This window comes from Streptomyces swartbergensis (assembly GCF_002148965.1).
Classification (GTDB): Bacteria; Actinomycetota; Actinomycetes; order Streptomycetales; family Streptomycetaceae; genus Streptomyces; species Streptomyces swartbergensis.
Genome location: NZ_NGFN01000051.1, coordinates 18,137 through 30,640, shown reverse-complemented (window position 1 = coordinate 30,640; position 12,504 = coordinate 18,137). Strand labels below are relative to the sequence as shown.

11 protein-coding genes and 1 pseudogene are annotated in these 12,504 nt (G+C 69.8%); 8 read left to right on the top strand and 4 right to left on the bottom strand.

Annotation, left to right across the window (positions count from 1 at the left end):
• Positions 1-1,335, top strand: a pseudogene (locus tag CA983_RS11515) (D-alanyl-D-alanine carboxypeptidase); the annotation flags it as partial.
• A 206-nt stretch (positions 1,336-1,541) separates the two neighbouring features.
• Complete coding sequence (locus CA983_RS11510) at positions 1,542-3,464, top strand: hypothetical protein (protein WP_086600790.1); 1,923 nt, start codon at positions 1,542-1,544, stop codon at positions 3,462-3,464.
• Between the two features lie 80 nt (positions 3,465-3,544).
• On the opposite strand, the gene CA983_RS11505 is transcribed toward CA983_RS11510, so the two are convergent.
• Positions 3,545-4,384, bottom strand: a complete 840-nt coding sequence (locus tag CA983_RS11505; RefSeq protein ID WP_086600789.1) for a hypothetical protein — start codon at positions 4,382-4,384, stop codon at positions 3,545-3,547.
• Between the two features lie 110 nt (positions 4,385-4,494).
• On the opposite strand from CA983_RS11505, the gene CA983_RS11500 reads away from it, so the two are divergent.
• Entirely contained in the window at positions 4,495-5,283 is a 789-nt protein-coding gene (locus CA983_RS11500; protein ID WP_086600788.1) for an SDR family oxidoreductase, read from the top strand.
• A 174-nt stretch (positions 5,284-5,457) separates the two neighbouring features.
• Positions 5,458-7,029, top strand: a complete 1,572-nt coding sequence (locus tag CA983_RS11495; protein ID WP_086600787.1) for a sodium:solute symporter family protein — start codon at positions 5,458-5,460, stop codon at positions 7,027-7,029.
• 23 nt (positions 7,030-7,052) lie between these two features.
• On the opposite strand, the gene CA983_RS11490 is transcribed toward CA983_RS11495, so the two are convergent.
• Together CA983_RS11490 and CA983_RS11485 are read right to left on the bottom strand one after the other, a co-directional pair.
• The gene (locus CA983_RS11490; protein ID WP_086600792.1) at positions 7,053-8,168 is read right to left on the bottom strand and encodes an ADP-ribosylglycohydrolase family protein; all 1,116 of its coding nucleotides are present in this window, start codon (positions 8,166-8,168) and stop codon (positions 7,053-7,055) included.
• Between the two features lie 135 nt (positions 8,169-8,303).
• On the bottom strand, positions 8,304-8,831 hold the full coding sequence (locus CA983_RS11485) for a DUF1062 domain-containing protein (protein WP_167407356.1): 528 nt from the start codon (positions 8,829-8,831) through the stop codon (positions 8,304-8,306).
• 393 nt (positions 8,832-9,224) lie between these two features.
• Between CA983_RS11485 and CA983_RS11480 the strand changes: the two genes are divergently transcribed.
• Together CA983_RS11480 and CA983_RS11475 are read left to right on the top strand one after the other, a co-directional pair.
• Positions 9,225-9,890 (top strand): DUF4097 family beta strand repeat-containing protein, encoded by a 666-nt coding sequence (locus CA983_RS11480; protein ID WP_086600785.1) that lies wholly within the window; start codon positions 9,225-9,227, stop codon positions 9,888-9,890.
• 56 nt (positions 9,891-9,946) lie between these two features.
• Positions 9,947-10,762, top strand: coding sequence for an alpha/beta fold hydrolase (locus CA983_RS11475; protein ID WP_086600784.1), 816 nt, complete (start codon positions 9,947-9,949; stop codon positions 10,760-10,762).
• A 3-nt stretch (positions 10,763-10,765) separates the two neighbouring features.
• On the opposite strand, the gene CA983_RS11470 is transcribed toward CA983_RS11475, so the two are convergent.
• The gene (locus CA983_RS11470) at positions 10,766-11,203 is read right to left on the bottom strand and encodes an ATP-binding protein (RefSeq protein WP_086600783.1); all 438 of its coding nucleotides are present in this window, start codon (positions 11,201-11,203) and stop codon (positions 10,766-10,768) included.
• Positions 11,204-11,316: 113 nt separating this feature from the next.
• Here CA983_RS11470 and CA983_RS11465 point away from each other — a divergent pair, with 113 nt between their 5' ends.
• Complete coding sequence (locus tag CA983_RS11465) at positions 11,317-12,129, top strand: helix-turn-helix domain-containing protein (protein WP_086600782.1); 813 nt, start codon at positions 11,317-11,319, stop codon at positions 12,127-12,129.
• A complete protein-coding gene (locus tag CA983_RS11460) occupies positions 12,126-12,320 on the top strand; it encodes a DUF397 domain-containing protein (protein WP_086600781.1) in 195 nt (64 codons plus the stop codon). The genes CA983_RS11465 and CA983_RS11460 overlap by 4 nt, the downstream gene beginning before the upstream one ends.
• Positions 12,321-12,504 lie beyond the last annotated feature (184 nt).

Below are 12,504 nucleotides of genomic sequence, written 5' to 3'. Positions count from 1 at the left end.
ACCGCCCCCGTGCCCACCGTCGGCCCCGAGCGGACCACCCAGCAGCCCCTGCCGCCGCGGCCGCCGCTGGATCTGCTGGCCGAGCTGACGAACACCCCGCCGCCGCCGGACACCCCGCTGCGGACGGCCGTGCGGCGGGTGAAGATCTGGACGCCGCTGGTGCTGCTGCTGGTGGTCGTCTTCGGCGTCGTGCAGAGTGTGCGCCCGCTGCCGGCGCCCACCCTGGAACTCACCGCCGAGGACAGCTACACCTTCGAGGGCGGCAAGGTCGACATCCCCTGGCCGGCCAAGGGTCAGGCCGCGCTCGACGTGCAGGGCATCGGTACGTTCGGGTCGTCCGGCGAGCAGAAGCCCGTGCCGATCGCGAGTGTCGCCAAGGTCATGACCGCCTATCTGATCCTGCGCGAGCACCCGCTCAAGAGCGGTGAGGACGGGCCGAAGATCGAGATCGACCAGGCCGCCGAGGACCAGTCCGACGCCGGCCAGGAGTCCACCGTCGATGTCACCAAGGGCGACAAGATCAGTCAGAGGGAGGCTCTGGAGAGCATCCTGATCGCTTCTGCGAACAACGTGGCGCGGCTGCTCGCCCGCTGGGACGCGGGTTCCGAGAAGGCGTTCGTGCGGAAGATGAACGACGCCGCCAAGGACCTCGGCATGAAGAACACGACGTACACCGACCCGTCGGGCCTGAACAACACCACCGTGTCCACGGCCGTGGACCAGGTGAAGCTCGCCAAGGCGGCCATGCAGCAGCCCGCCTTCCGCGAGGTCGCGGCGATGATGTCGTACGTCGACTACAAGGGCACCAAGCACGACAACTGGAACCGCCTGGTCGGCTACAACGACGTCACCGGCATCAAGACCGGCACCACCACCTCGGCGCTCGGCAACCTCGTCTTCTCCGCGAGGAAGGACGTCAACGGCGAGACCCGCCGGATCGTCGGCGCCGTCGTGCGCCAGCCCGCCGGCGGCCCGGACAACACCATCCTGGGCGCCGCGCTGTACGAGGGCGACAAGCTGATCAAGGCCGCGCAGGGCGCGCTGGAGTCGGCGACGATCCTGAAGAAGGGCACGGTCGTCGGGTACGCGGACGACGGGCTCGGCGGCCGAACGCCGGTCGCCGTCACCGAGGACGTCACGGCCGTCGGCTGGGCGGGCCTGTCCGTCAAGCTGACGTTCGCCGCGGACGAGCTGCCGCACCAGGCGAAGGCCGGCACGAAGGTGGGCACGCTCACCGTCGGTGACGGCAGCACCAACGCGGTCAAGGTCCCGGTCGCCCTGCAGAAGGACCTCGTGGAGCCGGGCTTCGCGGACAAGCTCACGCGCCTCGGCTGAGCCGGCCCGCCGGCCGCAGGCCCGCACCCGACCGCACCCCGCCGCCGGTAACGGCCCGTCCGGGCGCCGCCCGGCGGGGTGCGTGCTAGCGTCGCGAACCGGGCAGGCCGCCGTCCGCGGCGGCGCGGCCGTGAACCGCTGACCAACGGGGCACGGCCGGGCAGAGAAGACGAGAACAGAAGACGGGACACGGGGAGTGCCTTCGAGTGGCCACTGCGGAGCCGACACACGCCGACGACGCCGATCCGGGCCCGGTATCCGGCCCGCGAATACGCCTGCCCGCAGCCGGGGAAGGCAGCAGCCGCAACGGCCGTGAGGACGACTCCCGCGACTCCGCCGGCTCCCCCGATTCTCCGGGCTCCCCTGATTCCCCCGGCTCCCCTGACTCCCTCGAGTCGCGGTTGCCGGCCGCCGTACTGACGCTGCGTGAGCGCATGCTGCGCCACCCGGTGCTGTCCATCACGGGCCTGGCCGGAGTGCTCCACGTCGTCTGGTTCTTCACGTTCGCGAACAGCGGCGGCGATCTGGCCGCGCAGGACGCCTGGGCCGAGTTCGTCGGCCGGCACCCGGACTCGGCGTACAACCTCGCCTGGTACGGCGGGATGCACCCGGTGTCGTACAGCGTGGTGTCGCCGTATCTGATGTCGGTGCTCGGCGTGCGCACGACGATGATGATCGCGGGGACGGTCTCGGCGGGGCTGCTGACCCTGCTCCTCCTGCGCAGCCGGTCCGTGCGCAACCCCCTGTGGGCGTCGCTGGCGGGTGTGTTCGGGCTGTTCTGCAACGCGGTGTCCGGGCGGGTGACGTTCGGCCTGGGCATGATGTTCGCGCTCGGCGCGGTCGCCGTCGTGTTCTGCTGGCCGTACCGGTGGCGGTACAAGCGCTGGGCGAAGGCCCTGTGCGCGGCGCCCCTGGCCGCGCTGGCCACCATGTCGTCACCGGTCGCGGGCCTGTTCGTGGGCCTGGTCGCGGTGGCGCTGTTCCTGCAGAAACGGCGGCCGGGCGCGTGGGCGCTGGGGCTGGCGCCGACCGCGGTGGTGGCGGTGTCGGCGTGGCTGTTCCCGTTCTCGGGGACGCAGCCGATGATGATCGGCTCGGTGCTGCTGCCGCTCGCGTTCTCGGTCCTCGTCTTCGTCCTGGTGCCGGAGGATTGGAAGACGGTCCGGCTGACGGCCGCGGTGTACGGGCTGGGCGTCGTGCTGGTGTGGCTGGTCAGCTCCCAGATCGGTTCGAACATCACGCGGCTGGCGATGCTGTTCGCCGGGGTGGCGCTGGTCACCGCGCTGCCGTTCACGGTGCCGCGGAGCCGCAAGTGGTACACGATCGTCGTCGCGTTCGTCGGATTCACCGGGTGGATCGGCTTCAAGACGGTCGACGACATCGTGCACACGGCCCCTGCGGCGTCCTGGTCGCGCGAGCTGGCTCCGCTGGTGAACGAGTTGCAGGAGGTCGCCGCCGAGAAGGGCCGCGTGGAGGTCGTCCCCGCCCGCTCCCACCGCGAGGCCTCCGCCCTCGCCCCGTACGTCAACCTGGCCCGCGGCTGGAACCGGCAGGCCGACATGGAGCGCAACCCCCTCTTCTACGACGACACGCTCAACTCGGCGAACTACCACGAGTGGCTGAAGCGCTGGGCGGTGCACTACGTGGTGCTGCCGAAGGACGAGCCGGACGGCGACGGAGGGCAGCGGGAGCGGGCGCTGGTGCAGCGCGGGCTGCCGTATCTGACCCAGGTCTGGGGCGACGCCAACTGGCAGCTGTTCAAGGTGACCGACCCCACCCCGCTGGCCGAGCCGAACGCGGTCGTCGACCGGGCCGAGCAGGGCGAGATGATCCTCCAGGTGAGGAAGGCGGGCCGGATCCTGGTCCGTATCCCGTACTCGCCGTGGCTGAGCATCGTCGACGCCGAGGGCAAGAGCCTGAAGCCGCCGCAGGAGACCGAGGCGTCCGAGGACCGTCCCGAGGGCGAGCCGAAGACGTACGTCAACGTCAACGGCTGCCTGGCGGAGACGGAGGAGGACGAGAACGGCGACAGGTGGACGGTGCTGGTCGCGCCGAAGCCGGGCACCTACCACCTGGCGGCGCCCTACCAGCTGCCCCGGGGCACGCCGTGCCCGGAGGAGCTGCGCTGACCCTGCCGGCGCTCGGCGCTCGGCTCGGCGCTCAGCTGTCAGCTCTCGGCTCTCGGCTCTCGGCTCTCGGCTCTCGGCTCTCAGCGGAGGCGGTCGACGTACCGGTCCGTTCCCGGCACCGTCGGGATGAAGGGCGCGACCAGCTCCACCCGCCCGAGCCCGGATTCGCCGACCGCCGTGTCCAGGCCGGTGAAGAAGGTCTCCCAGCACTCGCGCGGGTCCGCCTGGAGGAACCACAACAGGGTCAGCCGGGTGTCGACGCCCTCGACCTGCTTGACGTAGGTCATGCGGTCGCCGGGCAGCGGGGTCGGGCGGAAGACGGTCACCATGGCCGCCGGGGAATCCGCGAGCCGCTCGGGCAGGTGGCGGGAGCGCAGCCACTCCAGCAGCTGTGGGCGCTGCTCGGGTGCGCCGGCCTCGACGACCTGGAGGACCAGGCCGGCGTAGGGGTGGTCGAGGGCGTGGACGTCGCACGGGCCCGTCGCCCCGTCCCGGTAGACCGTCGCCTCGTGGGCCTGGAAGGCGGTGAGGACGTGGGTGCGGTCGTGGTAGACGCGGCCGTCGCGGTTGAGGCGCTTGTTGATGGCGACCGTCCAGCGCATGTGGTCGTCGTAGCGGCCGGCGGTGATCCAGTACGTGGAGAGGTAGCAGCCCGTGGTGACGGGCTGGGCGACCGCCGACTTCTCGGGGTAGCGCAGGAGTTGCAGGTCCCGGGTCGCCACCCAGCGGCGGCCGGCGTACATCCAGGGCATGGCCATGGCGCCCGCGTAGTAGTGGTCGTCCTCGTACCAGCGGTTGTAGGCGTACTCGTGGCCCGGGTGCGGTTCGACCAGGGTGATCAGGGCGTGGCCGGGGTGGGTGCCGTAGGGGCCGACGGCGGCCAGTTCGGCGTACAGCTCGCTGCGGGTGTCGTCGCTCATGCCTTCCCCTTCGTAGGCGGCTGGCCCATACTCTGACGCTCCGTCAGATAAAGCGCCAGGGTCCGGCGCGCGGTTCCGGCGTACGGTTCCGGCTTCCGGGAGGTCCTGCCATGTCACTGCTCGCGGGGAAGACGGTCGTCGTGTCGGGGGTCGGGGCCGGACTGGGGCGGCAGGTGGCGGCGGCCGTCGTACGGGACGGGGGCCGTGCCGTACTCGGGGCGCGTACGGAGGCAAACCTGGCGAAGACGGCCACCGCGCTCGATCCGGACGGGTCGCGCACGGCGTACCGGGCGACCGACATCGCCGACGAGGCACAGTGCGAGGCGCTGGCGGGGCTGGCGCGGGAGCGGTTCGGGCGGATCGACGCCGTGGTGCATGTGGCCGCGCTGGACGGTTACTTCGGCGGTCTGGAGGACGCGGACTTCGAGGCCTGGCGTGCGGTGCTGGACGTGAACCTGCTGGGCACGCTGCGAATGACCCGGGCCTGTCTGCCGGCACTGAAGGAAGGCGGCGGCGGTTCAGTCGTGTTCGTCGGGACGCAGTCGGCGGTGGCGGCTCCCTCGCAGGTGCGGCAGGCGGCGTACGCGGCGTCGAAGGGGGCGCTGACGAGCGCGATGTACTCGCTGGCACGGGAGCTGGGGCCGTACCGGATCCGGGTCAACACCGTGCTGCCGGGCTGGATGTGGGGTCCGCCGGTGCAGGCGTACGTACGGTTCACCGCCGGCAAGGAGGGCGTGTCGGAGGCGGAGGTGCTGGGCAGGCTGACGGGTCGTACGGCACTGCCGGAGCTGGCGACGGACGCGGACGTGGCGGACGCGGCGGTGTTCCTGGCGTCGGACCGGGCGCGGGCGATCACGGGCCAGTCACTGCTGGTGAACGCGGGCGAACTGATGCGCTGAGAGCGATTTCCAGCCAAGCGGCACGATCGACGCTTCGGTTCATGTACGTAAACACAAGTCACCTCACCGAACTTTTTTACGGTCTCTTGACCTTCCTCTTCCTTGCCGTGCGCACGTCACCGAACCCAGAGTTCACATGCCTGACCCTGACGGCGCACCCGTGGAAGGGGACTCATGAACGGTCTCGACTGGGCCGTGCTCATCGGCTACTTCGCCGTGATGGTCGCGATCGGCGTCTGGTCGCACAAACGCGTGGACAACGTCAGCGACTTCTTCACCGCCGGCGGCAGGATGCCGTGGTGGCTCTCCGGCATCTCGCACCACATGTCGGGCTACAGCGCGGTGATGTTCACCGGGTACGCGGGCATCGCCTACACCTACGGCGTCACGTCCTTCGTCACCTGGTCCTTCCCGATCGCCCTCGGCATCGCCATCGGCTCGAAGCTGTTCGCGCCGCGCATCAACCGGCTCCGCTCGCGGCTCCATGTGGCCTCCCCGCTGGAGTACCTGAAGAACCGTTACGACCTGAAGACCCAGCAGGCGCTGGCCTGGTCCGGCATGCTGCTGAAGATCGTGGACGTGGGCGCGAAGTGGGCGGCGATCGCGACGCTGCTGTCCGTCTTCACGGGGATCTCCCTCAACCAGGGCATCCTCATCACCGGCGGCATCACGGCGATCTACTGCACGATCGGCGGCCTGTGGGCCGACGCGCTGACCGAACTCGGCCAGTTCATCATCCAGTTGCTGGCCGGCATCGCGATGTTCGTGGCCGTGTTCGTACGGCTCGACGACCACGGCGGCTTCTTCGGCGTCTGGGACTCGCCCGAGCTCCAGGGCCACGAGAAACCGCTGGTCGGTCCGTACGGCACGGTCTTCCTGCTGGCGTTCCTCTTCATCAAGCTCTTCGAGTACAACGGCGGCATGCTCAACCAGGCCCAGCGCTACATGGCCACACCGAACGCCAAGGAGGCCGAGCGGTCGGCCCGGCTGTCGGCGATCCTCTGGCTGGTCTGGCCGCTGGTGCTGTTCTTCCCCATGTGGATGTCCCCGCTGCTGGTCGAGTCGCAGAAGGGCGACGGCTCGGACTCCTACGCCCTGATGACCGAACAGCTCCTGCCGCACGGCCTGCTGGGTCTGGTCATCGTCGGCTTCTTCTCGCACACCATGGCCATGTGCTCCTCGGACGCCAACGCCATCGCGGCCGTGTTCACCCGGGACTGCGCGCCGGTGATCTGGGCACGGGCCCGGGCCTGGAACCAGAGCCAGGGCCTGCGGGTCGCCCGTATCGCGACGGTGGTCTTCCTCGGTCTGTCCATGGCGGCGGCGACGCAGGTCAACTCCCCGGCCTTCAAGGACATCATCACGGTCGTCATCAAGTGGGTGGCCGGTCTGATGGGCCCGATGGCGATCCCGATGATGCTGGGCCTGCTGCGGGCGTTCCGCCGCTCCGGCCCGACGGCTGCCCTCGTCAGCTGGTCGATGGGCCTGCTCGCCTTCTGGCTGGTGAACTACCCGATCCACTGGAGCGTCGAGGGCGGCGTGCCGCTCCAGTACCAGGTGTCGATCCCGCTGGCGGTGTCGCTGGTCCTCTACATCCTCATCGGCTACATCAAGCCGGAGGACACCCCGGAGCGGCTGGCGCTCATCGAGAAGATCAACACGGACGGGGACGGGGCGGCCTCGGCCGCGGTTCCGGTGCCGGCCGGGCCGGCGGACGACGTGGTGCGGACGACGGTCAAGGACTGAGCGGAACTGGGGGGTGGGTGGGCTCAGGCCCTCGGATAGCGGGCGAGCCACCCCGGCGACGACCCACCGGGCCCGTGCAGGGCGGGCCCCTGGGTCATCTCCATGGCGAAGTCGTCGGCCAGCTCCAGGATCGTGGGACGGCCCTCCAGCTCGGCCAGCCAGGCCGGGGGGAGGGCCGTCTCGCCGTGCAGGGCGCCGAGCAGCCCGCCCGTCAGGGCGCCGGTGGCGGCGGAGGGGCCGTCGTGGTTGACGGCGAGCGTCAGTCCGTGCCGGACGTCGGCGGCGACGAGGGCGCAGTACACGGCGGCACCGACGAGGCTCTCCGCCGTACCGGCCCCGCACAGCTCCGCCACGCGCTCCGGCCCGGGCAGCCCCTGCCGTACGGCACCCAGCGCGTGCTGGAGCGCGTCCGACACCGGCTGGTGCCCGGGCCGGGCGGCCAGCAGCGCGAAGCCCCGCTGCACGGCGCCGTCGAGACTCTCCCCGAGGGCGAGGGCGTGCACGATCACGGCGTACGCGCCCGCCGCGAGATACGCCGTGGGATGACCGTGGGTCTGCGCCGCGCACTCCACCGCGAGCTGGGCGACGAGCTGCGGCTCCCATCCCACGAGCAGCCCGAACGGGGCGGACCGGGCGGCGGCCTCGGGCCCGAGCTCGCCGGGGTTCTTGGGCGTCTCGGGGGTCCCCATGGTCTCGTCGGCGAGCCCGAGGAGCAGCGCCCGACTCGGGTCCCTGCGCGCGTACAGCCACTCCTCGCGCGCGAGCCACCCGTCGTCCTTGCGCCGCTCGTCGGGCCCCCAGTCCCGCTGGGTGGCGGCCCAGCGCAGATACGCCCGGTGCAGGTCGGTGGGCGGGTGCCAGGCGCCGGTGTCCCGCCGCACCTGGGCCCGTATCAGCCCGTCCACGGAGAACAGGGTGAGCTGGGTGAGGTGGGTGACGGCACCGCGTCTGCCATAGGCGGGAGCCAGATCGACCAGCCCCTCCGCCCCGTACGCCTCCCTGATCCCGACGATCCCCAGCCCGTCCACGGGCGCACCCAGCGCGTCCCCGACGGCCAGGCCGAGCAGCGTCCCCCGTACCCGGCTGCGAAAGTCCTGCTGCTCCGAACGGCCCCAGACGGCGCCGGCAGTCGCACCCACCTTGACCTCCCAGGGACCGTCCATACGTACGACAGCTCAGCACTGTAATCGAACGGGGACGGCGGGTTCAGGGGGCGGAATGGTGTGGGCCTGTCCGGCGGATCACGCCGGACAGGCCCGGGTCCCCAGGAGGGCTCAGCGCTTGAGCGTGAAGGTGAAGTCGTCCGAGAGCCTGCCGCCCAGCCGGACCGCCGACACGAGCTTCCCCTCCGCGATCAGTCTCTCGACCTCGGCCCGCGAAAGACCGCAGCCTTCAGCGATCAGTCGCACCGGCCGGACAGGGATCCGCGCCGCGAAGCGGACCGAGACGTCGATCACCTCGCGGTCCAGGTGATCCGATCCGCCGGTGTCGAGGCGCCAGGCGTCGTCCCAGTCGAGGGCGATGCGATTACGGCGCCGCACGACCGGATCCTGGAGCAGCTCGGCTGCCAGGCCAGGATCGTTGTCGTGCATCCGGTCCAGCAGCTCAGTCCGTACGGAGCGCACGTTCATCCGCTCCAGGACCGTGAGCTTCGCCGTGTCCCCGCAAGCGGTACACAGCACGAGGAGCCAGGCGTCGAGGAGCTTGTGGTTGGCGTTGACGCGGAACTTGCCGTTCGCCCGGAAACGCTCGGACGCGCACGCGTGGCAACGGCGGAGGACGGTCGGCAGGCAGGTGGGCATGACAACCCAGTTATCGAGCACAGAAGTACACCGGTTTCAGTGAGAAATCCGCAGCAAAAAGGAGCGCGGCGCATATGCGCGACGCGCGACACATCAGCTCTCGGGAGGTCTCACAGGGTGTACAACGGCACGTCCTTGCCTGGGCGACTTGGTCCGGCAGCACGGTAGGGCAGCACGGCGGCGCTGCTCCACCGGTTTTTCGAGCGGCGGTGCGTTCACTTCCATCCATTGCAACGAAAGCCCCGCGAACGTTGCATTGATTTGAAGCCATTGCAACGATTACTCGACATTGAGCTGCACAAACAGCGATTACGCGCAACGAGCATGTTGCTGACTACGTGAATGCAACGTAGCTTTTCCATCGTCCGAAACGACGAGTCAAAGGAGAGCACGATGCAGACCTTCGCCACCCCCGCCCCGATCTCCGCCGTCCTCGACATCCCCGCCGGACGCGTCCAGTTCATCGCCGCGGACCGCGCCGACACCACCGTCGAGGTCCTGCCCGCCGACCCCTCCAAGAGCCGCGACACCAAGGCCGCCGAGAAGACCGTCGTCGCCTGCGCCGACGGCGTCCTGCGGGTCACGGCCTCGGCTTCCGGCAACCAGCTCTTCGGCCCTTCCGGAGCCGTGGAGGTCACCGTCCGGCTGCCCGCCGGCTCCCGCGTCGAGGTCAAGGCCGACAGCGCCGAGTTCCGCGGCGTCGGGCGTCTCGGCGACGTCGTCTTCGACGGCGCGTACCGGCAGATCAAGATCGACGAGGCCGCGAGCGTCCGCCTCACCGCGATCGACGGCGACGTCGAGATCGGCCGGCTGGGCGGCCACGCGGAGATCAGCACCGCGAGGGGCGACATCCGGATCGCCGAGGCCGTGCGCGGCACGGTCGTGCTCCGCACCCAGTCCGGCGACATCTCGGTCGGCGCCGCCGTGGGTGTCTCGGCCGCCCTGGACGCCGGCACCGGCTACGGCCGCGTCAGCAACTCCCTCAAGAACGACGGCACCGCCGAACTCGACATCCGCGCCACCACCTCCCACGGCGACATCACCGCCCGCAGCCTCTGAACGAACAGCACCAGGACTGTCCGACCCGAGCCCGAGCCCACCACCAGGGGGAACACATGACGAAGAACAGCACGTCCTCGAACAGTTCGGCGTGGACCGGCATGGTGCCGGTCGACGACACGGCCCTGGCCGTCACCGACACCGGCGGTCCCGGGATCCCGGTGCTCTACCTCAACGGCCAGTTCGCCACCCAGGGGTACTGGCGGCGGGTCGTCGCCGAACTGGGCACCGGGTGGCGGCACATCACCTACGACGAGCGGGCACGCGGCAAGTCGAAGCGTTCGGCGGACTACTCCTTCGAGGCGGCCGTCCGCGATGTCGACGCCGTTCTCGCGGCCAGGGGCGTGGAGCGGGCGCTGGTGGTCGGCTGGTCCTACGGGGCGGTCGTCGCGGCGCACTGGGCCGAGCGGAATCCGGAGCGTGCCGTGGGTGCGGTCCTGGTCGACGGCGCGTTCCCGTACGACTGGCTGGACGAGGCCATGGAGCGGCGGATCCGCAAGCTGTTCCGGCGGCTGGGCTGGTTCATGCCGCTGCTGCGCCCGACGGGCCTGACCCCGCGGATGACCGCCGCACAGCAGGCCGAGAGCAACATCGAGCTCGGCAGGCTCTCCCGGGAGCGGGAGCTGGGTCCCGTGCTGGGCAGCATCACCGTCCCGGTGCGGTATGTGGTCGCGTCGGGGACGTCCTTCGGAAGCCGCGGTGACGAGCAGGAACGGACACGCACCGGCCTCGACGCGGTGACCGTCGGCAACCCGAACATCCGGATCAGCGCGAAGGTCGCCAGCAACCACGGAGCGCTCCTCAAGAAGGACTTCCGGGCCATCGCCGACGCCGTACGCGAGGTCGCCGCCCTCGGCCTCGGGGAACGCTGATCGTCAATCACCACTGTGTGACATCGCCAGTTCCGCCCACACCGTCTTGCCGTGGGCCGGTGCCTCTGCCACGCCCCAGCGGTTCGCGTACGCCTCGACGATGCGCAGGCCGTGTCCTCCCTCGGTGTCCTGCTGCTCCACCGGGGCGGGGATGCACGGGACCCGGTCGCCCCGGGCGTCAGTGACCTCGACACGGAGAGTGTGATCGGCTCGTAGCGTCAGTCGCAGCCGGAAGTCCCTGCCCCGGACCCGTCCATGCAGTACGGCGTTGGAGGCCAGCTCCGCCACCACCTGCGCGGCCGCCTCGTACGGCTCGCCCCACTCGTCGAGTTGGCGTTCGGTGAGCAGCCGGGCCAGTCGAGCACCTCTTCGAGTAGCGGACAGCTGCACCGCGAAGTGACGGGCGGGGGCGGTGATTCCGGCGAGGGATTTCTGGCTCATGTCACCCAGCGTGGCCGGACCTCCCTACCCTGAACAGCAACGACTCCGGTACGGAGGGTGACTGTCCGGGCGCGTGGCGGGGTCGTACGGCTCGTACGTCAGGAGGGGAAGGCGTGGAGGACGAGGAAGCGGCGGCCGTGCTCAGGACGGTCGGGCGGCAGATCAAGATGTGGCGCGAGGCCGCGGGGCTGAAGCAGACGGAGCTGGGCTCGGCGATCGGGTACGGCGAGGAGATGGTTTCGTCCGTGGAGCGGGCGAGGCGGATCCCCAAGCCGGACTTTCTCGACAAGACGGATGAGGTGCTGGGCGCCGGCGGCAAGATCTCGGCGATGAAGGAGGACGTAGAGAGGGCCCGGTATCCGAAGACCGTGCGGGACCTGACGAAGCTGGAGGACCAGGCAGTCGAGCTCGGGGCCTACGCAGCCCTGCACATCCACGGGCTGTTGCAGACACCGGAGTACGCCCAGGCGTTGTACGCGATGCGGCGGCCGTCCTACACCGAGGACGAGATCGAGCGTCACGTGGCCGCACGCATGGCACGGAAGGCCGTCTTCGATCGGGTGCCCCGACCGCTGGTCACCTTTGTCCAGGAAGAGATGACACTCCGGCGGCCCTTCGGGGGCAAGATGGTGCTGCGCCGGCAACTCGAACACCTGTTGGAGGTAGCGGAGTTGCGGCACGTGGAGATCCAAGTGATGCCCATGAACCGGGAGGACCACGCTGCTGTGATGGGCTCGTTCCGCCTGCTGAAGCTCCAGGACGGCAAGGCGCTCGGTCACACGGAAAGCCAACTGTACGACCGCGTGATCAGCGACCCAAAGGACGTACAGGTCCTCGATATGCGCTATGGCATGATCCGGGCGCAGGCCCTCTCGCCCCGCGAGTCACTGGCCTTCATCGAAAAAGTGCTGGGAGAAGAGACATGACGCCCACCCCACTGACGTGGATCAAGAGCAGCTACAGCGGAAACGACGGACCCGACTGCGTCGAGGTCGCCATATCCCCTGCCCACTCCCCCACCATCCACATCCGTGACTCCAAGAACAAGGACGCCGCCCACCTGGCATTTACCGACGGCGCCTGGTCCGAATTCCTGGAGTTCGCGGTGGGGCGCTGAGTCTCAGTCCTGGGCGGGGGCCGTTTCAGGAGTCGAGTCGTTCTCTTCGGCCTCCGCTCGCTCCTTCTTCAGAGCGAGCTCCCGGGCCAAGGCCTAGGAGTACAGCCTCATTTCCGCTTCTTTGCGCTCGTCGAACACCGATGCCTCCTTTGAATGACTCAAACGTTACGCCACCACCACGCAA